This window comes from Halomonas qaidamensis (assembly GCF_025917315.1).
Classification (GTDB): Bacteria; Pseudomonadota; Gammaproteobacteria; order Pseudomonadales; family Halomonadaceae; genus Vreelandella; species Vreelandella qaidamensis.
Genome location: NZ_CP080627.1, coordinates 2,285,972 through 2,308,298, shown reverse-complemented (window position 1 = coordinate 2,308,298; position 22,327 = coordinate 2,285,972). Strand labels below are relative to the sequence as shown.

Genomic DNA, 22,327 nt, shown 5'->3' with positions numbered 1-22,327 from the left:
TTAATTAAACGGAGTTAATGCGATGCATCCTGAGGACTACCAGAAGTACGATGCCACCGGTCTTGCTGAGCTGATTCGCCGTCGAGAGGTAAGCCAGTCAGAGGTGTTTGATGCAGCGGTGGCGGCAATTGAAACGCTTAATCCGTCTCTGCATGCAGTAGTGAGAACACGCTTCGACAAAGCTAAACACGAGTGTGACCAAGTGCTGGAAAGCGCGGTGTTTGCTGGAGTTCCAACGCTAAGTAAAGATTTATTAATGGCTCTAGCTGGCGAGCCGCTGGCGTTTGGCAGCGCCTCGCTGTCAGCGTGGTGCCCTAAAGAAGATTCACTGCTTATTCGGCGTGTGCGTGAGGCTGGGTTAGTGGTGATGGGGCAAACCGCAACGCCGGAGTTAGGGCTAATGGGGATTACGGAACCTAAGGCATTTCCCCACCCGTACAACCCGTGTCGTAAGGGTTATTCTCCTGGCGGCTCAAGCGGTGGTGCCGCAGCGGCGGTCGCCAGCGGGATGGTGCCTATTGCACTGGCAGGCGATGGCGGTGGTTCTATCCGCATTCCTGCCAGTTATTGTGGTTTGTTCGGTTTTAAACCTTCCCGTGGGCGGGTGCCGTTAGCGCCTGCCCACGGAGAAGTATGGCAGGGTGCGGTGATAGAGCATGCTATCACCCGAAGTGTGCGCGATAGTGCGGCGCTGTTAGAGCAGATCAACGGCATGGCACCTTCCGGCCCTTATCCAGTACCTCGTGAAACGGGATATGTGGCGGCGTTGTCATCTTCTGCTAAGCCACTGCGTATCGCCGTGTCGATGGGTGGTTTTTTGAGTCATGGCCTGGGTACCCAGATAAGTGCAGATATAAAAATAGCCGTTGAAAAATCCGCCAAGGCGCTGACCGAGTTGGGACATGAGGTGGAGTGGTGTGACCCACCAGTGGATGGCGAAGCGTTGGCGGACAGCTATCTGACGCTGTATCTAGGCCATTTAGCTGCTGACCTTCAATGGGTAAGCCAGCAAACCGGCGTGCCGGTGCATCGGCTAGCGATTGAGCCTTCTACCCGCGCTATTGGTAGGCTGGGCGCTAAGCTTTCAGCGCGTGATTACGAGCTGGCTAAGCGCTATTGGCATACGGCCAGCGAGCAGATGAGCCGGTTTCACCAGCGCTATGATGCGTTGGTATTGCCGGTAGCGGCGGATACTGCCCCTGCGATAGGTGAGCTTTATCCTTCTGCCGCCCGTGAGCGGCTAATGTCGTTGTTGGCTGTTCCAGGTGTGCCATCACTGGCATTAAAAGCGGGCATGCTGAAGCGCTTAGCAGTGGATGCGCTTAGCCGCACGCCGTTTACCCAGCTGGCGAACCTTACCGGGCAGCCTGCTATGTCAGTGCCTTTTCATGTGGCGGCAAATGGTCTACCGGTTGGTGTGCAAGTGGTGGGGCGCCTTGGTGAAGACAAACAGCTGCTACAGCTGGCGGCTGCCATGGAACAGCATGATGACTGGCAGTGTCAGGTGCGCCAAACATCCTCCCAGGCCCAGCCATCTTTATGAACGTAAGCGGCCAACACTTTTTGGTTTTCGCTGGAAAGATGTTTTTGTAACGTGCTTTGAGAGGCCGCAATACCAGACAACTGCTGATAGGTATCAAGCTTAGGTAGTTCTGGCAGTTCCTTCACGGCGGTAATGAACGCGCTGTCTAGCGTTGCTATAAAACTCTCTATTATTTTTATGCTGGTAGTCAGCTGCTGCTTGGCGGTGCTGTCTATATCGTGGCAGCTTACCTTGGCGATGATTAGCGCTTGGTAAAGGCGTGTTAGCGCTAAAGCGAGTGACTTACTGCGTTCTGTGGCATGGTAGTAGTGAAGAATAGGGTAGGCGAGGTGTTGCTGGCCTAGCTTTCCGATAGAAGCTTGGAGCGATTGAAGCTGTTGACTGAGGCTTTGAAAGTTGCCGTTGTCATGGGTGGCTTCCAGAATTTGCCAGGGTGTTTCGCCTAGCGCACTGATAGTGAGCGCAATTTGCCGTTTTTCGGTTACATTGGCCACGATGTTCAGCATATAAGTGATGGTCAGTGTGAATAGAAAAAAGCCATTGGCCGCTGCTGCTATTGGCGCAATACGCCAGCTATTTGTGCTAGGCACGAAGTCACCATAGCCCAGTGTGGTAATGGTATAGCCTGCGTAGTAGAGCCTTTCGATAGCGTCTGCTGGTTGTTTTGTTTCTGCATTAACGACCGCTAGTGGCGAGGCAGAAAATAACAGCCACCAGCCCAGTAAAATAACTACCAGCCAAGTGACCATGAGGCCAACGGTCATCCATGGGCCCGTTGAGGCCAGCATTTTGTGATTTGAGCGACGTTGGTGGAAGTAAAGAAGCACTGCCCAAATTTGACTGATAAATCGATTAGTAAAGGGGCCTGAACGGGATGCCGACAGCGTTGTTTTAATCGCATCGTAATTACCCAGTATGATAAGGCTGATGCCTAACAACCCGATTACTATATTTACTGTCGTAAGGTTTTCTATCATGAGAACCTCTCTTCCGTGATGGTGTCTCTCTTCCGTGATAACGACATGCTCTGGCTAATTAAAAGGTAACAACGCCTTGCCAATAACGCCAATAAGGCGCTGAAAAACGTGGAGAGGCCACGGTTTTTTTATCGCATGAAACTGGTTAGAACGCTGCCGATATACAGGGTAAACTAGCCGCCCTTTATCTGAAGCGCGGGCGGACATGCATTCAATCCCCACCTCAACAAGCTATGAGCTAACCCAGGCGGGTGACCGCTATTTCGACGGTTTGGTCGATAAGTTCTCGCGTTCGCTCTATCAAGCGCCCCGTGGCGAGCTGCGCCTAGCAATGCTTGATTATTTGCTGCCGCAAATGCTGCATTTAACCGAGCAGCCTGTGCTTGATGTGGGTGGTGGTTTAGGACAGCTCTCGGGGTGGTTTGCTGAGCGCGGACACGCGGTCACCATGGCCGAACCCTCTCAAGATATGCTGGCCCATGCCAGCGCGTGGCATGCAGAGCGAAGTGCTGCAGGCGCTTGGCCGGTAGAACAGCTTCGCTACCTTGCCGCGCCACTTCAGTTGCTGCCGCAGCAAGCGCCTGGGCCTTGGCCGCTCATCACCTGTCACGCCGTGCTTGAGTGGCTAGGAGAGCCTGAGCAGGCTGTGCAAACGCTTGCAAGTCTGCTCGCCCCAGGTGGGCAGTTAAGTTTGATGGTGTTTAACCGCGATGCCTTACGTTTTTCTAATGTCGTTAAAGGCAACTTAAAAAAAGCGTTGAGCGATCAGTTGGAAGGCAAGGGTAAGCGCCAGCGCTTGACGCCGATTTCCCCGGTCACCCACGATGAAATGTGCCAGTGGGCAGTAAATAATGGCCTTGTCATGGAAGGCGTTGCCGGAATTCGAATTTTTCAAGATTATTTGCGCCATCCTTCCACGGAAGGGAGCGAGCAGGCAACGCTGCTGGCGCTTGAAAAGCAGTATTGTCGCCAAGACCCTCACTGGCGGCTAGGCCGCTATTTACTTTATACCTTCACTAAACCCGAGGCTGATGTATGAGCGCTCAACTGCCCGCTTGCCAACTTCTTGAACGTTTCTATGGTCAATCGGCTCATTTATGGCCCGTTGCACCGCCTGCTGATGGTTGGCTGCAAGCTCATTCAACAGCCATGATCAGTGGGGATGTAGCGCTGCGCGAGCAGTGGGCATCCAGTGGTAAATCCGCCGCTAGCCCGTTTGATGCTCCGTTTGTTGAGCAGGCTGGGCAGGTAGTGCTGTTCTGGCCGAAAGCCCATCAGCTGGGAATTTGGTGGTTGACATGGTTGTGCAATGTATTGCCAGAAAACACTCCGCTTGATGTGGTGGGTGAGCACCAAGGCGGCATCAAGCGCGTGCCAAAGATACTGAGCGAGCTGGGCATGCGCTGCGATAAGCTCGATAACGCGCGGCGTTGCTCACTGTTTGCCACTCGCACGATAGCGATGGAGCCGCCGGTTAACGCTTGGCAAACCTTTGAAGCGCTGGATTTAAAATTGGTTAGCCATCCTGGTGTCTTTGGTCACGGCAAGGTGGATGAGGGCACGCGTTTGATGCTCGAAAGCATCGAGGCTAGCTTGTCCAAAAAGCCGCTCAACGTACTGGATGTGGGCTGCGGCGACGGCATTATTAGTGCTTGGTTAGCTCAGCGAGGCCACCAAGTCACCGCTGTGGATGTTAGCGCGTTTGCAGTAGAAGCGTGCCGCCGAACGTTAGCAGCCAACCAGTTGAGCGGCCGGGTACTTGAGAGCGATGTTTATTCAGCGCTTGAGAATGAGCAGTTTGATCTGATCATCAGTAATCCGCCGTTTCACCAGGAGCGAGAGATCACCTATGGGCCAAGTCACCGTTTGATCAGCGAAGCCCCCCCGCATCTGCGGGCGGGCGGGCGCTTGGTGATTGTCGCGAATGGCTTCTTGCCTTATCCCGATCACCTGCAGCGGGTCTTTCAAGACTTTGAGGTTCTGGCAGATAATCGGCGCTTTAAAGTGTATCGGGCTGCTAAATAACGAGTGTAATCGCTTATTAGTTTGCGTCTATGATGCAAGGTAGCTAGCCGTGTTTCGGCTTCACGTGTGAAGGAGAGTGACATGTCAGCAAACGTTCGTACGACGGCCATTGTTGGTAGCGCCTTACTATTAGGCGGTTTGTTAGCGTTGGGACTGGTATGGGGCGGCAGTTACTTTAAAGGCGCAGCTGAAGTTTGGCAGCAAGCCTCACGCAGCGTCACTGTACGTGGTTTGGCCGAGCGCGAAGTAGCGGCGGATATGGTGTTATGGCCGCTGAACTATACCGTCAATGCTAATTCGCTTTCTGACTTGGAGCAGCAGCTTTCCAGCAACGAGCAGTTAGTTCGCCAGTTTCTGGAGTCCCGTGGTTTTGATATGGGCAACGTCAGCGTCACGCCACCGCGTATTACTGATCAATTTAGCAATATGTATGGTGGCGAGCGCCCAGATGAGCGCTATCGCGCTGAGGCCACATTGCTGCTACGTACTGATAATGTTAGTGGTGTGATAGAGGCGGTGCCCCAGGCCACAGCGTTGGTACGGCAAGGTGTGCTGTTATCGCCTAGCTATGAATACCGCACCGAGTTTTTGTTTACCGGACTAGACGCCATTAAGCCTGACATGATTGCTGAAGCGACGGCAGATGCGCGCAACGCGGCTCAGCAGTTTGCAGAAGATTCTGGCAGTGGGGTAGGGGGAATACGCCAAGCGACCCAGGGCTACTTTTCTATTGAGGATCTAGATAGCTATACCCCCCATATCAAACGAATCAGAGTTGTCACCACGGTAGATTACGCGTTAGAAGGGTAGCCCAAACGCATTAACGTAGACGGTGGTTACATGCCCTGATAGCGAATCTCCGTGATAGTGTAGAACGTCTCGCCATTGGGTGTGAGCACGGTAATATCGTCGTCTACTTCTTTCCCCAGTAGCGCTTTGGCCATGGGGGCATCGATACTGATCCAGCGTTTTTTAGTGTCGATTTCGTCGTGGCCAACAATTCTAAGATGAACGTGCTCCCCCTTTTGATCTTCCAAACTTACGTACGCGCCGAAAAAAACCTTGCTGGTATCAGCGGGCAGGCGATCAACAATTTGCAGTTCGTCCAACCGCTTGGTTAGGTAACCAATGCGCGCAATAACGCGGTTTAACTCTTTTTTATTATAAGTGTAATCGGCATTTTCACTGCGGTCGCCCTGGGCGGCGGCTTCACCGACTTTGGCCGAAATAGCAGGACGTTTAACCCGTGATAGGTGATCCAGAATAGCGCGCAAGCGAGCTGCGCCCTCTGCGGTGATCAGGTTGCTCTTAGGTTCTTGGCGCGGGTCTTTTGCTGGATCGCGCCAGCGCGTCATGTTGCGGCCTTTCATTGCGGTTTCCACCTCCATAAAGAGTACCAGCTTACGCTAATGAGAGTGTTGTTCACAAAGCTCATATTTATTGGCGATTCATTCAAACGTTCGTTACATTGTGTGGTGAGGGCTTTAAATCCCAAAACTAACCGTATTACTTGCTAGAAAAGCATAAAAATAAATCAGGAGCTCATTATGCATACAACGCCTTTTTCTCGCTTACTCATTGCTGCGGCGTTAGGCAGCGCGCTGGCGCTAGCCCCATTAAGCGTGTCGGCTTATGAAGGCGAGGTATTTTCATTAAAAAACCGCTGGGAACACACCGTCACTGAAATGCCTGCTAACGAGCGCGAGAGTACGTTGAAAGCGCTTGCTAGTGAGGCTGAGCAACTTGCTAGCCAACATTCTGATCAAGCGGACGTGCTGATTTGGCAAGGCATTATATTGGCGTCTTATGCCCGTGAACGTGGCGGGCTTGGTGCATTAGGCACTGCAGGCGATGCCCGCGATGTGTTGGAGCGGGCGATTGAGCTTGACCCACAGGGTGGCAATGGGTCGGCGTATGTCACACTTGGTGCGCTTTATGATCGTGCGCCAGGTAGGCCGTTAGGCTTTGGCAATAGCGATACCGCTGAGCGTATGTTTCAACGTGCGCTAGAGATCCGCCCAGACGGTATTGATGTGAACTATTACTACGCAGCGTTTTTGCAAGAAGAGGGCAATACCCAGGCGGCGCGAGAGCACGCTCAGCGCGCAGTAGAAGGAACGGCACGTGAAAGCCGTCAAGCCTCTGACGAAGCACTGCGCCGAGATGCTGAGAAACTTTTGAGTGAGCTGTAGTCCTTCCTTCCTCTAAGCCTTCCTCCCTTAAGGGTTGATAAGCGCGTTGGCATTCCCAGTGGTAAGCATTGATAATAGAACGATTGTTAACACTGGGAGTGCTTCATGGTCGCTAGCCCTAACGTATTAGCGCCCGACGCGTCAGCGCCGCCTCAGCTGGGCCGAGATGATGTCGAACTAATCCAACGTGATACCCTTTATCAGGGTTTTTTCCGCTTGGAAGCCTTAGAGCTGCGGCATCGTCTCTTCGAAGGTGGCTGGAGCGACACGATGCGCCGCGAGGTACATAACCGCTTTGACGCTGTTGGCGTGCTGCTTTACGACCCTGCTCGCGATGCGTTAGTACTTGTTGAACAGTTTCGTGCGGGTGCGATTGACGACCCACTTTCTCCTTGGAAGTTAGAGCTGGTGGCGGGACTGGCAGATAAAGACGAATCCCTTGAAGACGTTGCCCGCCGTGAAGCGTTGGAAGAGTCAGGCTGCCAGGTAGGCGCATTGACTAAATTGCATACCTATTACCCAAGCCCCGGCGCCTGTAACGAACGGGTGACCCTCTTTTGTGGTTTAGTCGATACCCAAGGTATGGGGGGAATTCATGGGCTGGATGATGAGCACGAAGATATTCGTGTTCATGTGGTAACTTTCCCGACGGCATGGGAACTCCTAGAGAAGGGAAGACTCGACAACGCCATGTGTTTGATTGGGCTGCATTGGCTGGCAAGCCAGCGAGCTTCGTTGCGTGCTGCCTCTCACCGTGCAGTGACTGCAAATGCGGACAGCCAACCGTGAAAATAAACACTGAAGCCAAGCGAATCTGAAAAGGAGTGAACATGGCCAGAACCGCCTATGTCACCGATTTAAAATCCCTGCAGGGCGAATGTAGCGCCAACTATATGCGCATGATTCGCTTGGTAGGCGATATGGAAAGCGGCCAGCAGCGCGATATCGCGCTGCATGGCGACGACCAGCATTTCGGCGATTTACATCTGAAAATTTTAGAGCAAGCGCCTTACACTACCATGGTGGAAGTAACTCAGAGCGGGCCGCTGGATGTGGTTATTGAAGGCCCCAGGATGCGTGTGCACCTTTACCATGATGTGCGCATGGCAGAAGTGACTGATTTTCAGCGTGAGCGCCACTTTAGTGGTCGCTACCGCTATCCGAATGCCAGAATGCACCAGCCAGACGAGAAACTGCAGCTTAATCGCTTTCTGGGTGAGTGGTTGGCCCATGGCTTAGCTCATGGCCATGCCTATGATATGCCGGAGCTACCCTGATGCGGTTGGTTCAAATTACCGATGCACACCTGCATGCCGATAAAACAGCTCGTTCACGAGCGGGCATTCCTTGGCGGCAGTTTGAATGTGTCCTGGACGCGGTCGTCGCTGAACGGCCGGATATGGTCGTGTTTAGCGGTGATGTGAGCCAAGACGAAACGGCTGCCTCTTATGCATTGGCACGTCAGGCGATGAACTCGTTGCCATGTCCATGGGTGTGGATTCCTGGTAATCATGATCAGCTAGCATTGATGCAAGCAGAGCACCCGCTGGTGGACGAGGTTGATCTAACCCAGTGGCGTTTACTGCTTCTTGACACGCAGGTAGCAGGCCAGCCGTATGGCGAGCTAGGTGCCGAGCGCTTAGCCGCACTGGCTGAGCGCCTGGAACAAGATGATCGTCCCACTATGGTGGTTATGCATCATCCGCCTGTGGATGTGGGCGCTGTATGGATGGATGCGATTGGTCTTCAGGACCGCGATGCATTTTGGCAGCTGTTAAGCCATTACCCTCAGGTTAAGATTATTTTGTTTGGTCATACTCACCAAGCCTATGCCCAGCAGCATAAGCTTGCGGATACCAAAATTAGTGTTTACGGCTGTCCTGCTATCGCTGACCAGTTCTTGCCCGGTGCTGAGCAGTTTGCAATTGACGAAGCGTCGCGGCCTGGCTATCGAGTTATTGACCTAAATGGCAGTGAATGGCAGTCCTGGGTGGAACGCGTTGTTATCTAATGACACGTAGGTCACGATCCTTTTAGGCAATAAAGATATAAAAAGATAGTTATTAATTCTTTTGGGTTATTATCAGCTCGGCGTTACCCTACTCTCAAATAACCGCCTTTGGCAACGCTGCCGCTAGGCGGTAAATAGCGTTTGCACGTGCAAGCACCGTTTTGTGAGGGAGTAGGTAATGAACCAGTTTTCTGCGCCGTCGGCGTCCCAGCATGAGGTGCCTATTGCACCTGATGCGGCACGTTTGACCCACCTGAAGCAGCTAGAAGCTGAATCCATCCATATCATCCGGGAAGTGGCCGCTGAGTTTAGTAACCCGGTAATGATGTACTCCATCGGTAAAGACTCTTCGGTGATGCTCCACCTGGCGCGTAAGGCTTTCTATCCAGGTACACCGCCATTCCCATTGATGCATGTGGACACCACCTGGAAGTTTCGTGAAATGATCGCGTTCCGTAACCGCATGGCAGAAGAAGCGGGGATGGAGCTGATTGTGCATACCAATGAAGAGGGGCGGGCTGCCAATATCAACCCCTTCGACCATGGTAGTGCCAAATATACCGACATCATGAAAACCCAGGCGCTGAAGCAAGCGTTAGATAAGCATGGCTTCGATGCTGCCTTTGGTGGCGCGCGGCGTGATGAGGAAGCCTCACGGGCTAAAGAGCGTGTCTACTCTTTCCGAGATAAATACCATCGCTGGGACCCGAAGAGCCAGCGTCCTGAGCTTTGGAATGTGTATAACGCCAACGTTAATAAGGGCGAGTCAATTCGCGTTTTCCCGCTGTCGAATTGGACAGAGCTGGATATCTGGCAGTACATCTATCTTGAGTCGATTCCGATTGTGCCGCTTTACTACGCCGCCAAGCGTCCTGTGGTTGAGCGTGATGGCATGCAGGTTATGGTTGACGATGACCGCTTGCCCTTGGCGCCAGGTGAAGTGCCTGAAGAGAAGTTTGTGCGCTTCAGAACGCTGGGCTGTTACCCACTGACCGGTGCGGTGGAATCAACGGCGGCCACGCTACCCGAGATTATTCAAGAGATGCTGTTGACCAAAACCAGCGAACGTAGCGGCCGTGCGATCGATCGCGACCAGGTCGGTTCAATGGAGAAGAAAAAGCGCGAAGGCTATTTTTAAGGAGTAGGTCTAATGGCTCATCAATCTAATTTAATTGCTGACAATATCGAGCAGTACCTTCACGAGCACGAAAACAAAGACCTGCTGCGTTTTATCACTTGTGGCAGTGTTGACGACGGAAAGTCCACGCTGATCGGACGCCTGCTGCACGACTCTAAAATGATCTTTGAAGATCAGCTGGCGGCAATTACCCAAGCGTCTAAAACCAGTGGCACTACCGGTGATACGGTTGATTTGGCACTGCTGGTAGACGGTTTGCAGTCAGAGCGAGAGCAGGGCATTACTATTGATGTTGCTTACCGTTTCTTCTCTACGGAAAAGCGTAAATTCATCATTGCGGATACCCCTGGGCACGAGCAGTACACCCGCAATATGGCTACCGGTGCTTCAACGGCTAGCTTGGCGATTATTTTGATCGATGCCCGTTATGGGGTGCAGACTCAAACCCGTCGCCATAGCTTTATTGCCGACTTGTTGGGCATTCAGCACTTGGTGATTGCGGTTAACAAGATGGACTTGGTGGACTTCTCCGAGCAGCGCTTCAATGAGATTGTGGATGAATACCGCGCCTTTGCCACCAACCTAAGTGCGCCGGATATTCGCTTTGTACCAATGTCAGCACTAAACGGCGACAACGTGGTTAACCCAAGTGAGCAGTCACCATGGTATTTCGGTGCGGGTTACGAGGGCAAAACGCTGATTGAGCTGTTGGAAAGTGTCGAAATCAGTCGTGACCAAAACCTCACTGATTTACGTTTGCCGGTTCAGTACGTTAATCGTCCGAATCTGGATTTTCGTGGTTATTGCGGCACCTTGGCGGCAGGCGTTTTGCACCCAGGCCAGGAAGTGAAAGTGCTACCATCGGGTAAAACGTCACGGGTTGCCCGAGTGGTGACGTTTGATGGCGACTTAAGCGCTGCTTACCCAGGTCAGGCAATTACCGTTACCCTGGAAGATGAGATTGATATTTCCCGCGGTGATTGGATTGTTAGTGCAGACGCTGACTTACCACTTTCTAATGCATTTATGGCGGATATCGTATGGATGCATGAAGATGCTCTAACACCGGGTAAGCTTTATGACTTTAAGCTCGCCACCCGCGATCTATCGGGGCAGGTAAGTGGTATTGAATACCAAATTGACGTCAATACGCTCGAAAGACATGCCACGGATTTACTGGGCTTAAATGCGATTGCGCGCTGTGAGGTAGAGTTAACGGCGGCAATTCCCGTGGATGACTATCGCACAAGCCCTGGTACCGGCAGCTTTATCATCATCGACAGGCTGACCAACGTAACGGTTGGCGCTGGCATGATTCGTGGCACTGCCGATGCCCGCGAGCAGGTGAGTGGCGCTACCGATTGGGCTGCCTTTGAGCGTGATTTGAACGCGCTAGTGCGCAAGCATTTTCCGCATTGGGAAGCGAAGGATGTGCGCGACTTGCTGCGCTAGCAGGGAGTGTTAGCAAATACGGTTAGCAGGCACGTTATCTGAAGTTAAAAAGCGGCCTGGGTCCTTGTGACTCAGGCCGCTTTTACTTATAAACAGCGCTATGGTGGGTTAGAAGACGACTGCGCATTAGGGAAGAAGAGCGGTTGGCTGTTGACAGTAAAATCGGCAATCGCTTGCTGGCCTTCTTCAGACACTAGCCACTGGTGCCACTGAGCCGCTAAATCGTGCTTCAAGTGCGGGTATTGCTGTTCAGAAAGTAGCAGGCTGCCGTACTGATTAAATAGCGCATTGTCGCCTTCAAATAAAAGCGTTAAGTCTTGCGGGTTTTTAAACGCCACCCAGGTTGCACGGTCAGTGAACGTATAGGCATTCATGCCTGCGGCGGTGTTTAGGGTTGGTCCCATACCGCTTCCTAACTCCCTATACCATGCCCCTTGGGGAGTCACCTCTGCATCTTTCCATAAACGCAGTTCGGCACGGTGGGTGCCACTATCATCTCCTCGGGATGCAAAGGGTGATCCACTTTGCGCAATGTGTGCAAACGCCTCGGCGACGTTGGCACTACTGCTAATGTTTGCGGGGTCATCGCTGGGTCCGACTATTACAAAGTCGTTATACATGACGTCCAGGCGCTCGCTGGCGTAACCATCGGCAACAAACTGTTCTTCACTTGCCGTGTCATGTACTAGCAAGCTGTCAGCATCTCCACGGCGCGCAATTTCAAATGCTTGTCCTGTGCCAACGGCGATGACACGTACATCAATGCCCGTGGCGTTGGTGAAGGTGGGAATAATTGCCTCAAATAGACCTGAGTTTTCGGTCGACGTCGTTGATGCAAGGACAATGAATTCCTCGTTAGCGAGCAGCGAGGCGCTCCACGATAGGCCCAGTACACTTGAGGCTAAACAGCGAGCGGTGACCAACGTGGTGGTTTTGTTCATCGGGTAGCTCCAGGGGTTACCAAACAAGTTCGCCGCGCAGAAAGGCTTCCGCTTGTGTGGACGCAGGTGTGTTAAAAAAGCGGTAAGCGGGCGTGTGTTCTAGCACTTGGCCGCTATACATAAACACCACCTCATCGGCTAAGCGGCGGGCTTGATGCAGATCGTGGGTGGTCATAATGATGCGTGTGCCGTTCTGATGAAACTCATTGACCGCATCTTCAACTGCTTTAATAGCGGCGGGATCTAAGGCAGCGGTAGGCTCATCTAGAAATAATACGGCAGGGTTAAGTAACCAAGCACGAGCAAGCGCAAGGCGCTGCTGTTCGCCACCGGAAAGCACCCGGGCAGGACGCTTAGCAAGCGCGACTAAGCCAAATTTATCAAGTGCCTGCTTGGCCAAAGGTTTGCGTTGCCGGCGGGGTACCCCACTGACCGCCAGGGCATAGGTTAAGTTATCCATTGCCGAACGGCGCAGTAGCACCGGTTGCTGAAACACCATGGCCTGGGCGGGTGGCTCTCCTTGCCAAGTAACGTGGCCATTGCTCGGGCTTAGCAAGCCGTGGGCCAAACGCATTAACAAGCTCTTCCCTGCGCCATTGGGGCCCATAATGATTGTGCGCTGGCAGCCTGAGAGTGACAGTGTGGTGGGGGCGAGCAAACGGTTGCCACGGTGCGCAAAGCTGACCTGTTCAAAATGCAGCGTGGGTACGGTCGTCATAAGGGACGGTGGAAAAACCGACGCGTTCATCCTAGCCGCCTCTTAGCCGTTTCACTGACTGTGTGAGCTAATCCATTAATGAGCGTGACAAGGCTAAGCAGTACTATGCCTAATCCCAGCGCGAGGGGCAGGTTGCCCTTACTGGTTTCCAACACAATGCTGGTGGTCATGACGCGGGTGACGCCATCGATATTGCCACCGACAATCATCACCGCACCGACTTCCGCGCTGGCGCGGCCAAAGCCTGCGAGTATCACGGTTAATAGTCCGAAGCGCGCGTCCCACAGCAGCGTGGGCATCATCCGTAGCTGATTCAGGCCAAGGGAGCGCAGCTGTTCGGCGTACTCGTTGTGAAGTGTCTCTACCTGTTGGCGCGTAAGGGCAGCAATAATCGGGAATACCAAAATGACTTGCGCAATAACCATGGCCGTTGGCGTAAACAGCAGCCCAAACTGACCTAGTGGCCCCGCGCGGGAAAGCAGCAGATAAACACATAGGCCTGCAACTACTGGGGGCAGGCCCATTAGTGCATTAAGAATCACAATCAAAAGGTTACGACCTGGGAATCGCCACAGGGCGAGCGCGGCGCCAAATGGAAGCGCCAGTAGGCTGGCGATTAACACCGCGATCAGTGATACCTGCAGCGACAGTATCACAATAGTGATGAGGCTCTGATCCATTCCTAGAATCAGCGCAAACGCTGTAGAAAAAGGGTTATCACTTGCAGGCATAATGTCTTGCACCAACGTTCTTGTTATTCAGCATCGTTTTTAACAACCGACATCATGTGTATTTATTCACCTTAACGTGCATTAGCTAGCATAGTGTACGCAAAATTGACGTAATGCACCTTAGGGTGAAACGTAGGTAGCTATAGGCGGCAAATTGGGCCAGCGTGGTTGTGTTAGGCCAGCGGTTTAAGGGTTCCTTGTGCTTACCCACGAGGAGCGCTTTGCTCAACAGGTGGGAGGGTTTCAAGGCTATATTGTGAGCAGCATAGGAGCAGTATTGTATAACGTCTAAGCGCACGGTTACTTGCTTTTTTGGACATCTTTGCTTGACGATAGTACAAGATGCGCCACACTGGGTAGGTGTTGTAGATGTCTCGATCATCACGAAAAGGAGAGCATGATGAAACAAGCACTAAATGGCAAACGAGTGGCTATTTTGGCTACTAATGGGTTTGAGGAGTCTGAGTTAAGTGTGCCTCGCGCTGCCTTACAAAAAGAGGGTGTTGAGGTACATGTTGTTTCTGTTGACGGTAAAGCTATTCGGGCTTGGGCAGAAACAGACTGGGGCGATACGTATGAAGCTGACACATCATTAGCTGACGCCAACGAATCTAACTACCATGCGTTGGTACTTCCCGGCGGTTTATTTAATCCTGATGAGCTTAGGCTTAATGAAGATGCGCTTGCCTTTGTTAAAGCTTTCTTTCAAGCGGGCAAACCAGTGGCTGCAATTTGTCACGCCCCCTGGATATTAATTAACGCAGAGTTAGTAAAAGGTCGCAAAATGACCTCTGTACCTAGCGTAGCCCAAGATTTGCGCAATGCTGGTGCTAATTGGGTTGACGAATCTGTCGTTGTGGATAGCGGGTTAGTCACTAGCCGGACACCAAAAGATCTAGATGCGTTCAACGCTAAACTGCTGGAAGAGCTGCAGGAAGGTCGTCATTCAGGTCAGCACGCTTAATGGCGTGGTATCACCAGTGGGCAAGCTTTGCCAAAAGGCTTGCCCACGTTATTGCAAAACCGATGAAGCGGGACAGTGGGCATGGGGGGATGATGGTGCATCCTTACCGTGGCTACGGCTCCCAGCAAGAAGTGTTTGTGATGGGACGTGTGTTTCGCCAGGCCGCGCTAGGCCGTGCGATACCACGTCGAGGTATGTTGCGAGACACCGCCGATGTTGCTCGGCGTATCTTTCGACGCGGCCTTGCCAATGCCAAAGTAGACATACGCATTGGTGAAAATCAGCTGTGTTTAACCACGGACCGCGATGGCTATTTTGATGCCCACTTACCGATTAGCACCGCCTTGCCGGTCGATATTTCCTGGCATCGCGCCGATATCATGGTTCATGCAGACGGCCATTCACCCATCCGAACTAGTGTTGAAGTTTACGTCCCGCCTCCCGAAGCAGATCTGCTGGTTATCAGTGATATTGATGATACCGTCATGTTTACCGGTGTCGCTGAAAAACTCAAAATGCTGTACCGCTTGTTTGTCCGTAAACCTCATCGTCGCACGGCTTTCCCCGGGGTGGCATCGCTTTATCAGGCGCTGTATCGAGGGCAAACAGAGAAAGCTGAACGCCCTATTTTGTATGTTTCCCGAGGACCCTGGGCTATCTATGAGATGCTGGAAACCTTCTTTCAGCTTAACCGTATTCCTGTGGGGCCTATTCTATTCCTACGCGAGTGGGGGATTTCTCTGCGCCGCCCCTGGCCACGGCGGGCTGAAGCGCATAAGCGTGATTTGATCGACCGCATGTTAGCGCTCTATCACGATATGCCGTGTATTTTGATTGGCGACAGCGGCCAGCACGACCCAGAGGTTTATACCGAGGTGGTAAAAGCCTATCCCACGCGAATAAAAGCTATCTATATTCGCCGAGTTGATAAAGATCCTAAACGGGAGCAAGCAATTCAGCGCTTACGCGCTGAACTTGCCCATACCGACTGTGAACTAGTGCTTGCCGCTGACAGCATTTTGATTGCTGAGCATGCCCACGCTAAAGGTGACATTTCTGCCAGAGGGTTGCAGGCCGTGCAGCGGGATGTAGAAGCGCATCACAATGAACCCGAGTAGTTAGCTCAATGTGAGTGCGACTGTTTTGTGGCCATGGTAAAACTAAACACTTGTTAATGGGTCGTTAGATTAGGTTCTTCATCAGTGGTGAGTGTGACCATGTTCATTGTGTTAATCGTGTTGGCGTTGGCGATTTTTATTTTGCCCAATTTATGGGCAAAGTGGGTATTAAAACGCCATACCCGTGGGCGGGATGATTACCCTGGCACTGGCGCGGAACTTGCCGAGCATCTTTTGCGTCGTTTAGGTGTTGAAGGCGTGAGCGTTGAGCGTACCGAATTTGGCGATCATTATGATCCTGAATCGCGCTGTGTGCGCTTAACCCCCGAGCATTATGATGGCCGTTCGCTCACAGCGGTGACCGTCGCTGCCCACGAGGTTGGGCACGCTATTCAACACCATGAAGGCTACGCACCCCTGCTAGCCAGAAGCCGCTTGGTTCAAGTAGCGCAAAAGGCAGAAAAGTTGGGTGCTATTTTAATGATGGCCGCGCCCTTTCTGTTTGTGCTTACCAGGCTGCCTGGTGGGCTGGCAGTGGTCATTGCGATGGCGGTGATCAGCTTTGGCACCGCCGCACTGGTCCATCTAGTGACGCTACCCGTCGAGTTCGATGCCAGCTTTAACCGCGCGCTGCCGCTGCTGAAAGAGTACGTGCCTCCCTATGACATGCCCGGTGCCCGCCATGTACTTACCGCCTGTGCATTTACTTACGTGGCTGCCTCGTTGGCCAGCGTGATGAATCTTGGCCGCTGGCTGGTGATCTTAAGAAGATGAAGGTCTATTGGCTCAACAACCGTCAGCACTAGGTTGGCGAACTAATCACGGCGGTGGGCTTATTGGCAATAATGACTGCTCTGCGCGGAGCAGGGTAGCCTTCAATGGTGCGGGTTGGATCGTTGGGGTCGAGAAAGTCCGCAAGCGACTGATACGTCATCCACTCGGTTGAGCGTTGCTCTTCCAGTGTTGTTACCGCTTCGTCGACCACGCGCACATTGGTAAAGCCACACCGTGTAAGCCAGTGACAGAGTGCTTTTGAAGAGGGCAGGAAGTAGACATTAGGCATTGCTGCGTAGCGTTCGCCGGGCACAAACACGGTTTGCTCATCGCCTTCTACCACCAGTGTTTCCAGCACTAATTCGCCACCGGGCGCGAGCGCCTCTTTTAACTGCTGTAAGTGCTCAAGAGGTGAAGGGCGATGGTAGAGCACGCCCATGGAAAATACCGTATCGAAAAAGGCTAGCTTTTCTGGTACATCCTCAATGCCGACTGGCAGAAACTGGGTGCGTCCGCCGTCGGCTTCACCAACAAAGTGGCGCACTGCTTGAAACTGCCAATAAAAACGTGGTGACGGGTCTATCACCAACACAAAGGACGCCCCTTCACCAGCCATACGCCAGGCGTGGTAGCCGCTGCCACCACCAACATCCAATACCTTACGGTATTTAAGCGGCGCAAGATGTGGAGCAACTCGTTGCCACTTCCAGTCGGAACGCCATTCGGTATCAATCTCAATGCCGCCTAATCGAAAGGGCCCTTTGCGCCAGGGCGAAAGCTTGCGCAACAGGTTAAAGCATTGGCGCTTCTGGCTATCGCTCAACGCAACATCAATGCTGACTGTATCGCTGGTGAGGTCGACATGGCGTTCCTCGGGCAGGGCAGGCAGTTTGGCAACGGCTTTCTCCCAAGCAGAGAGGTCGCCGTGGCGCTGCCGGTCTAGCCCGTTTGCCAGCTGTTCTGGCAGTTTGGCAAGCCACGGCGTCAGTGCGGCGTCCTGGCTGGCTTGGTCTAGAAAAGCTTGGTAAAGCACGCGATGGTCATCGGGTAACAGCGCCACCTTAACCCTCCTTAAAGGCAATCAGCGAGGTAAAGTTCAAGTACTGAAACCACGTCATCGAACGGGGAAAGCCTGCTTGGGCTAAACGGCCATGTAGGGCGTCGAGCGTATCGGGAATCAGCACGTTTTCAAGCGCTGTACGTTTTTGGCTGATTTCCATATCGCTGTAGCCGTTGGCGCGCTTGAAGTCATGGTAGCGCTCAACACGCCAAGCGTTGTCTCGCTCATCGGCATCAATAGTTTTTTCCGACAAAATCAGTACGCCGCCAGGCTCAAGGGCATCAAAAAGCCGCTTCAACAGCGCATCGCGGTCAGCGGGTGGCAAAAACTGCAGGGTAAAATTGAGAATAATCATGCCAGAAGGCACATACTCAAGGGTGCGTATGTCAGCTTCTTCAACCTGCATGGCGTGGTCAGGGCACTCTTCTAAAAACGTTTGCTTGGCCCTGGCCACCATGGCGGGTGAAAGGTCTACCCCGGTATAGCGAAAGGCATCGGCGGGAAGTGCCCCAGCCAGCGCTAAGCCTGATGCGCCTAGCGAGCAACCTAAATCGTAAACATGCGCACCATGACGTAGGTGGCGCTGGGCAATTAAGCTCAACATGCCGAGAATTTGCCCATAACCAGGCACTGAACGGCGGATCATATCAGGGAAGCAGGCAACAACCTGCTCGTCGAAGGAGAACCTTGCCACCTTATCTAGGGGTGTTGAAAAGATAGCGTCGCGGTAAGATGCATCACTCATGGGCAAGCCAGGATTATTAATGAGGCTGCGTAGTTTACGCGCCCTTGTAAGACCAGAACAGACCTGTTTATAACAGATTACTGCTGCACGGAATGACGCCACAGGAGAGGGCATATGGCTTCAGCAACACGCACGACTCCCGATACGCTACCTGCATGGCAGACGTTGAAGCATCATGCTGAAGCGCTGCGGCACGTCCACTTAAAGAACTTATTTGGTGATGACGACAGTCGCTGGGTGAATTTTACGCGTCAGGTAGCAGGCCTGACCTTAGACCTATCCAAGCAGCGCTGGGACGACGATACGCTTGAACATTTACTCGCACTAGCGCATGAGGCGGGTATGCCAGCAGCAATTGATGCGCTGCTAAGCGGAAAACGGGTCAACGTCAGCGAAAATCGACCAGCGTTACATACGGCTTTGCGCTTACCCGCAGATGCCTCCCTTGAAGTAGAAGGCGAAGATGTGGTGGCGTCGGTTCATGACAGCCTTGCCCAGATGGAGTGCTTGGTGCAGCGGCTGCAGGCGGGCCAGTGGCGCGGTGCAACCGGTAAGCCGATCCGCCATGTGGTGAACCTGGGGGTGGGGGGATCAGATTTAGGCCCACTCATGGTCACCCACGCGTTAGCGGACTACCGCCCCAAAGGGAGGCATCCGTTGGAGGTACACTTTGCGTCCACCATGGATGGCTCTCAGCTGGCAGATTATTTAAGCCGTTTTAATCCAGAAACCACGCTGTTCGTTTTATCGTCAAAGTCGTTTACCACCATCGACACGCTTTCCAATGCTAATACGGCTAAAGACTGGCTATTAGGAAAGCTATCAGCTCACGGTGATCTACCGACCGCTGCGCCATTAAGTGCTGAACTAATTGTTCGTCAGCACTTTATTGGTGTGTCGGCGAGTCCCGAGAAAATGAGCGAATGGGGTATTACCTCGGATCATCAGCTGATGTTTTGGGACTGGGTCGGCGGACGCTACTCCTTATGGGGCACTATTGGCCTCCCGATTGCGCTTGTGGTGGGGATGGATAACTTTCGTGAACTGCTGGCAGGCGCTCATGCCATGGACTGCCATTTCCGCGATGCGCCGATGGAAGATAATCTGCCCGTGTTGCTGGGACTCGCCGGTATCTGGAACGTTAATTTTCTGGATATCCGCGCCCATTCAATACTGCCTTACGACGGACGTTTAGAATACTTTGCTGCTTATCTTGAACAGCTAGAGATGGAGTCCAACGGCAAGTCGGTGACCCGCCAAGGTCAGGCGGTGAACTACTCGACCTGCCCGGTGCTGTGGGGGCAGCTAGGCCCTAATGCGCAGCATGCCTTTTATCAGCTGCTTCACCAGGGCACCCAGCCGGTGGTCTGCGATTTTATTGCGCCGCTGAAGCGCTATGATGAGGTCGAAGATCCCGACACGCGTCGCCATTTAAAAGCGCAACACCGCCTAGCCCTGGCGAATTGCTTTGCCCAGTCGCGGGTGCTGATGCTGGGGGATGACGCCCTCGACGATGAAGGCCCTCGCCCTGAGCACAAACGTTATCGTGGCAACCAACCTTCTACGACGGTGCTGCTGGATAAGTTAACGCCCTTCACCTTGGGTGCGCTGATTGCTCTATATGAGCACAAAGTATTTGTTCAGGCGGTCATTTGGGATATCAACCCGTTTGATCAATGGGGGGTAGAGCTGGGTAAGAAAATTGCCACCGATACCCAGGCGATTATCGATGGTGAAGGCGATATTTCGCGCATGGATGCCTCCAGCCGTGGCTTGATTGGCGCGTTTTGGGCATCAGAACAGGAGTAACGCCTTATTCTGATTGTCATGGCTGGATATACAGCTTTTTGCTTTTCCGCTATCCTGTGTTCTTTTGTAAGCCGCCCACGGGCCGTTGCAATGCGATGGCTCGGTTCAATATTCTGCGCGGCTGTTAGCGCTATTTTTCAGGGACCGACGTTACATGACCCAGTTTGATGCCTCCCAGTACGGCGCGAGTTCCATCGAAGTCCTGTCAGGGCTCGAGCCGGTGCGTAAGCGTCCCGGTATGTACACCGATACTTCGCGGCCTAATCACCTCGCTCAAGAGGTCATTGACAACAGTGTTGATGAGGCCCTTGCGGGGCACGCCACGGCGATTAGCGTGGTGTTGCACAACGACGGGGCCATTGAAGTTCAGGACAATGGCCGCGGCATGCCTATCGACCTGCACCCTGAGTACGGGGTGTCGGGTGTCGAATTGATTTTTACCAAACTGCACTCAGGGGGGAAGTTTTCTTCCTCTAGCTACCGTTTCTCAGGCGGTCTGCACGGGGTTGGCGTGTCGGTGGTGAACGCTTTATCACGCCGCCTAGACGTTGAAGTTACCCGCAATGGTGCGCGCCACGCGATGGCGTTCGAGTTTGGTGAAAAAGTTGAAGAGCTGCATGAAATTGGCAAAGCGGCCAAGAAAGCAACCGGCACGTTGGTGCGCTTCTGGCCAGATGAAAGCTATTTCGACAGCCCGAAGCTGGCGCTCTCTAAGTTAAAACATTTGCTACGCGCCAAAGCGGTACTGTGCCCTGGGTTAAAGGTGACCCTGGTAGAACCCGACGGCACAAAAACCGAATGGGCCTATGCCGACGGCCTGCGGGACTACCTGGCTGAAGCCACCGATGGCTATGAGGTGGTACCCAATGAGCCCTTTGTGGGCCATTTTAGCGATGACGAACATGGCGTTGACTGGGCGATCCAGTGGTTACCTGAAGGTGGCGAAACGCTGTTGGAAAGCTACGTAAACCTGATTCCCACGCCCCAGGGTGGCACCCATGTGAACGGCTTTCGTTCAGGGCTGTTAGACGCATTGCGGGAGTTCTGTGAATACCGCAGTTTGCTGCCCCGTGGCGTTAAATTAACTGCCGATGATTTATGGGAGCGAGCCTCTTTTGTGCTCTCGGTTAAGATGCTTGACCCCCAGTTTGCCGGGCAGACCAAAGAGCGTTTGTCGTCGCGCACCATTGCGGGCTTTGTCTCCGGCGTGTTGAAAGACGCCTTTTCGCTGTGGCTGAACCATCACATCGAACAGGCTGAACGGCTGGCGGAACTGGTGATCAGCGCTGCCCAGCAGCGTCAAAAAAAGTCTAAAAAAGTTGCCCGTAAAAAGGTCACTTCCGGCCCCGCGCTGCCTGGTAAATTAGCGGATTGCTCCGGCCAAGACCCTGCGCTAAGCGAGCTGTTTTTAGTGGAAGGCGATTCGGCAGGCGGCAGTGCTAAGCAGGCGCGTAATCGCGAAACCCAGGCCATTCTTCCGCTGCGTGGAAAGATCCTCAACACTTGGGAAGTCGAGACCCACGATATTTACGGCTCTCAGGAAGTGCATGATATCGCCGTGGCGATTGGCGCGGACCCTGGCAGTGCAGACCTTGAAAAGCTGCGTTACCACAAAGTCTGCATTCTAGCGGATGCTGACTCTGACGGTTTGCATATTGCGACGCTGCTGTGCGCCTTGTTTGTCAGGCATTTCCCCAGCTTGGTGGATGCCGGGCACGTGTTCGTAGCCATGCCGCCGCTTTACCGAATCGATTTAGGTAAAGAAGTGCACTACGCCCTGGATGAGAGCGAAAAAGCTGCGATTCTCAAACAGCTGGCGAAAAAGCGCGGCACACCTAACGTTCAGCGCTTTAAGGGTCTGGGCGAAATGAGCCCGCTACAGCTGCGTGAAACTACCATGGCTGTGGAAACCCGCCGCTTGGTTCAGCTAACCCTGGAAGAGGGCGACGGCACCATGGAAATGATGGATATGCTGCTAGCCAAAAAACGCGCCGGTGACCGCAAAAAGTGGCTGGAAGATTACGGCAATCTTGCTGATGTAGACGTGTAGTTACCCCATAGAGAGGTCATCAGCCTCATTGTAACGACCAGAGGCGTGAAGCCAACTTGTCAGGCAGACGTTAACAGGC

The 22,327-nt window shown here is 53.1% G+C and carries 22 protein-coding genes; 15 read left to right on the top strand and 7 right to left on the bottom strand.

The window, feature by feature from the left end; all coding sequences use genetic code 11:
• Window positions 1–22 precede the first annotated feature (22 nt).
• Complete coding sequence (locus K1Y77_RS10710; RefSeq protein ID WP_264428373.1) at window positions 23–1,543, top strand: amidase; 1,521 nt, start codon at window positions 23–25, stop codon at window positions 1,541–1,543.
• Here the strand turns inward: K1Y77_RS10710 and K1Y77_RS10705 are convergent.
• Entirely contained in the window at window positions 1,501–2,520 is a 1,020-nt protein-coding gene (locus K1Y77_RS10705; RefSeq protein WP_264428372.1) for a potassium channel family protein, read from the bottom strand. The two genes, K1Y77_RS10710 and K1Y77_RS10705, sit on opposite strands and share 43 nt — an antisense overlap.
• Window positions 2,521–2,725: 205 nt before the next feature.
• On the opposite strand from K1Y77_RS10705, the gene K1Y77_RS10700 reads away from it, so the two are divergent.
• The 3 genes from K1Y77_RS10700 (at window position 2,726) to K1Y77_RS10690 (ending at window position 5,355) form a co-directional block, all read left to right on the top strand.
• Window positions 2,726–3,559: a methyltransferase domain-containing protein gene (locus K1Y77_RS10700; RefSeq protein WP_030072105.1), complete on the top strand. Its 834-nt coding sequence runs from the start codon at window positions 2,726–2,728 to the stop codon at window positions 3,557–3,559.
• Entirely contained in the window at window positions 3,556–4,545 is a 990-nt protein-coding gene (locus tag K1Y77_RS10695; protein WP_264018041.1) for a methyltransferase, read from the top strand. Before K1Y77_RS10700 ends, K1Y77_RS10695 begins: the two co-directional genes overlap by 4 nt.
• 81 nt (window positions 4,546–4,626) lie before the next feature.
• Window positions 4,627–5,355: an SIMPL domain-containing protein gene (locus K1Y77_RS10690; protein ID WP_030072109.1), complete on the top strand. Its 729-nt coding sequence runs from the start codon at window positions 4,627–4,629 to the stop codon at window positions 5,353–5,355.
• Window positions 5,356–5,381: 26 nt separating this feature from the next.
• Here the strand turns inward: K1Y77_RS10690 and greB are convergent, their stop codons facing one another.
• On the bottom strand, window positions 5,382–5,915 hold the full coding sequence (gene greB / locus K1Y77_RS10685) for a transcription elongation factor GreB (protein ID WP_264018042.1): 534 nt from the start codon (window positions 5,913–5,915) through the stop codon (window positions 5,382–5,384).
• A gap of 177 nt (window positions 5,916–6,092) precedes the next feature.
• Here greB and K1Y77_RS10680 point away from each other — a divergent pair, with 177 nt between their 5' ends.
• From K1Y77_RS10680 to cysN, 6 genes are all read left to right on the top strand, one after another.
• The gene (locus K1Y77_RS10680) at window positions 6,093–6,737 is read left to right on the top strand and encodes a TRAP transporter TatT component family protein (protein WP_030072111.1); all 645 of its coding nucleotides are present in this window, start codon (window positions 6,093–6,095) and stop codon (window positions 6,735–6,737) included.
• 105 nt (window positions 6,738–6,842) lie between these two features.
• Window positions 6,843–7,526, top strand: coding sequence for an NUDIX domain-containing protein (locus tag K1Y77_RS10675; protein WP_030072113.1), 684 nt, complete (start codon window positions 6,843–6,845; stop codon window positions 7,524–7,526).
• A 41-nt stretch (window positions 7,527–7,567) separates the two neighbouring features.
• Complete coding sequence (locus K1Y77_RS10670) at window positions 7,568–8,014, top strand: DUF1249 domain-containing protein (protein WP_030072115.1); 447 nt, start codon at window positions 7,568–7,570, stop codon at window positions 8,012–8,014.
• Window positions 8,014–8,748 (top strand): phosphodiesterase, encoded by a 735-nt coding sequence (locus K1Y77_RS10665; RefSeq protein ID WP_264428371.1) that lies wholly within the window; start codon window positions 8,014–8,016, stop codon window positions 8,746–8,748. Before K1Y77_RS10670 ends, K1Y77_RS10665 begins: the two co-directional genes overlap by 1 nt.
• Window positions 8,749–8,926: 178 nt before the next feature.
• A complete protein-coding gene (gene cysD, locus K1Y77_RS10660; RefSeq protein WP_264018044.1) occupies window positions 8,927–9,886 on the top strand; it encodes a sulfate adenylyltransferase subunit CysD in 960 nt (319 codons plus the stop codon).
• Between the two features lie 12 nt (window positions 9,887–9,898).
• Window positions 9,899–11,338: a sulfate adenylyltransferase subunit CysN gene (gene cysN / locus K1Y77_RS10655; protein ID WP_264428370.1), complete on the top strand. Its 1,440-nt coding sequence runs from the start codon at window positions 9,899–9,901 to the stop codon at window positions 11,336–11,338.
• Between the two features lie 98 nt (window positions 11,339–11,436).
• Here the strand turns inward: cysN and K1Y77_RS10650 are convergent, their stop codons facing one another.
• Genes K1Y77_RS10650 through K1Y77_RS10640 form a run of 3 tightly spaced genes read right to left on the bottom strand, consistent with a single transcriptional unit; the run spans window position 11,437 to window position 13,728 of the window.
• Window positions 11,437–12,279: a substrate-binding domain-containing protein gene (locus tag K1Y77_RS10650; RefSeq protein WP_264428369.1), complete on the bottom strand. Its 843-nt coding sequence runs from the start codon at window positions 12,277–12,279 to the stop codon at window positions 11,437–11,439.
• A 16-nt stretch (window positions 12,280–12,295) separates the two neighbouring features.
• On the bottom strand, window positions 12,296–13,027 hold the full coding sequence (locus K1Y77_RS10645; protein ID WP_264428368.1) for an ATP-binding cassette domain-containing protein: 732 nt from the start codon (window positions 13,025–13,027) through the stop codon (window positions 12,296–12,298).
• Window positions 13,024–13,728, bottom strand: a complete 705-nt coding sequence (locus tag K1Y77_RS10640) for an ABC transporter permease (RefSeq protein WP_264428367.1) — start codon at window positions 13,726–13,728, stop codon at window positions 13,024–13,026. The genes K1Y77_RS10645 and K1Y77_RS10640 overlap by 4 nt, the downstream gene beginning before the upstream one ends.
• Window positions 13,729–14,128: 400 nt before the next feature.
• On the opposite strand from K1Y77_RS10640, the gene K1Y77_RS10635 reads away from it, so the two are divergent.
• The 3 genes from K1Y77_RS10635 (at window position 14,129) to K1Y77_RS10625 (ending at window position 16,584) form a co-directional block, all read left to right on the top strand.
• The gene (locus tag K1Y77_RS10635; RefSeq protein WP_030072131.1) at window positions 14,129–14,692 is read left to right on the top strand and encodes a type 1 glutamine amidotransferase domain-containing protein; all 564 of its coding nucleotides are present in this window, start codon (window positions 14,129–14,131) and stop codon (window positions 14,690–14,692) included.
• A complete protein-coding gene (locus tag K1Y77_RS10630) occupies window positions 14,692–15,810 on the top strand; it encodes an App1 family protein (RefSeq protein WP_030072134.1) in 1,119 nt (372 codons plus the stop codon). Before K1Y77_RS10635 ends, K1Y77_RS10630 begins: the two co-directional genes overlap by 1 nt.
• Window positions 15,811–15,909: 99 nt before the next feature.
• On the top strand, window positions 15,910–16,584 hold the full coding sequence (locus tag K1Y77_RS10625; protein ID WP_030072136.1) for a zinc metallopeptidase: 675 nt from the start codon (window positions 15,910–15,912) through the stop codon (window positions 16,582–16,584).
• A gap of 28 nt (window positions 16,585–16,612) precedes the next feature.
• Here the strand turns inward: K1Y77_RS10625 and cmoB are convergent, their stop codons facing one another.
• Together cmoB and cmoA are read right to left on the bottom strand one after the other, a co-directional pair.
• On the bottom strand, window positions 16,613–17,644 hold the full coding sequence (cmoB, locus tag K1Y77_RS10620) for a tRNA 5-methoxyuridine(34)/uridine 5-oxyacetic acid(34) synthase CmoB (RefSeq protein WP_264428365.1): 1,032 nt from the start codon (window positions 17,642–17,644) through the stop codon (window positions 16,613–16,615).
• 1 nt (window position 17,645) lies between these two features.
• Window positions 17,646–18,389: a carboxy-S-adenosyl-L-methionine synthase CmoA gene (cmoA, locus tag K1Y77_RS10615; RefSeq protein ID WP_030072140.1), complete on the bottom strand. Its 744-nt coding sequence runs from the start codon at window positions 18,387–18,389 to the stop codon at window positions 17,646–17,648.
• A gap of 114 nt (window positions 18,390–18,503) precedes the next feature.
• Here cmoA and pgi point away from each other — a divergent pair, with 114 nt between their 5' ends.
• On the top strand, window positions 18,504–20,198 hold the full coding sequence (gene pgi, locus K1Y77_RS10610) for a glucose-6-phosphate isomerase (protein ID WP_030072141.1): 1,695 nt from the start codon (window positions 18,504–18,506) through the stop codon (window positions 20,196–20,198).
• A gap of 154 nt (window positions 20,199–20,352) precedes the next feature.
• The gene (parE, locus tag K1Y77_RS10605) at window positions 20,353–22,248 is read left to right on the top strand and encodes a DNA topoisomerase IV subunit B (RefSeq protein WP_030072143.1); all 1,896 of its coding nucleotides are present in this window, start codon (window positions 20,353–20,355) and stop codon (window positions 22,246–22,248) included.
• Window positions 22,249–22,327: the final 79 nt, after the last annotated feature.

Coding starts and splice junctions, on each gene's coding strand:
- K1Y77_RS10710 (WP_264428373.1), top strand. CDS start 23: ATGCATCCTGAGGACTACCAGAAGTACGATGCCACCGGTCTTGCTGAG.
- K1Y77_RS10705 (WP_264428372.1), bottom strand. CDS start 2,520: ATGATAGAAAACCTTACGACAGTAAATATAGTAATCGGGTTGTTAGGC.
- K1Y77_RS10700 (WP_030072105.1), top strand. CDS start 2,726: ATGCATTCAATCCCCACCTCAACAAGCTATGAGCTAACCCAGGCGGGT.
- K1Y77_RS10695 (WP_264018041.1), top strand. CDS start 3,556: ATGAGCGCTCAACTGCCCGCTTGCCAACTTCTTGAACGTTTCTATGGT.
- K1Y77_RS10690 (WP_030072109.1), top strand. CDS start 4,627: ATGTCAGCAAACGTTCGTACGACGGCCATTGTTGGTAGCGCCTTACTA.
- greB (WP_264018042.1), bottom strand. CDS start 5,915: ATGAAAGGCCGCAACATGACGCGCTGGCGCGATCCAGCAAAAGACCCG.
- K1Y77_RS10680 (WP_030072111.1), top strand. CDS start 6,093: ATGCATACAACGCCTTTTTCTCGCTTACTCATTGCTGCGGCGTTAGGC.
- K1Y77_RS10675 (WP_030072113.1), top strand. CDS start 6,843: ATGGTCGCTAGCCCTAACGTATTAGCGCCCGACGCGTCAGCGCCGCCT.
- K1Y77_RS10670 (WP_030072115.1), top strand. CDS start 7,568: ATGGCCAGAACCGCCTATGTCACCGATTTAAAATCCCTGCAGGGCGAA.
- K1Y77_RS10665 (WP_264428371.1), top strand. CDS start 8,014: ATGCGGTTGGTTCAAATTACCGATGCACACCTGCATGCCGATAAAACA.
- cysD (WP_264018044.1), top strand. CDS start 8,927: ATGAACCAGTTTTCTGCGCCGTCGGCGTCCCAGCATGAGGTGCCTATT.
- cysN (WP_264428370.1), top strand. CDS start 9,899: ATGGCTCATCAATCTAATTTAATTGCTGACAATATCGAGCAGTACCTT.
- K1Y77_RS10650 (WP_264428369.1), bottom strand. CDS start 12,279: ATGAACAAAACCACCACGTTGGTCACCGCTCGCTGTTTAGCCTCAAGT.
- K1Y77_RS10645 (WP_264428368.1), bottom strand. CDS start 13,027: ATGAACGCGTCGGTTTTTCCACCGTCCCTTATGACGACCGTACCCACG.
- K1Y77_RS10640 (WP_264428367.1), bottom strand. CDS start 13,728: ATGCCTGCAAGTGATAACCCTTTTTCTACAGCGTTTGCGCTGATTCTA.
- K1Y77_RS10635 (WP_030072131.1), top strand. CDS start 14,129: ATGAAACAAGCACTAAATGGCAAACGAGTGGCTATTTTGGCTACTAAT.
- K1Y77_RS10630 (WP_030072134.1), top strand. CDS start 14,692: ATGGCGTGGTATCACCAGTGGGCAAGCTTTGCCAAAAGGCTTGCCCAC.
- K1Y77_RS10625 (WP_030072136.1), top strand. CDS start 15,910: ATGTTCATTGTGTTAATCGTGTTGGCGTTGGCGATTTTTATTTTGCCC.
- cmoA (WP_030072140.1), bottom strand. CDS start 18,389: ATGAGTGATGCATCTTACCGCGACGCTATCTTTTCAACACCCCTAGAT.
- pgi (WP_030072141.1), top strand. CDS start 18,504: ATGGCTTCAGCAACACGCACGACTCCCGATACGCTACCTGCATGGCAG.
- parE (WP_030072143.1), top strand. CDS start 20,353: ATGACCCAGTTTGATGCCTCCCAGTACGGCGCGAGTTCCATCGAAGTC.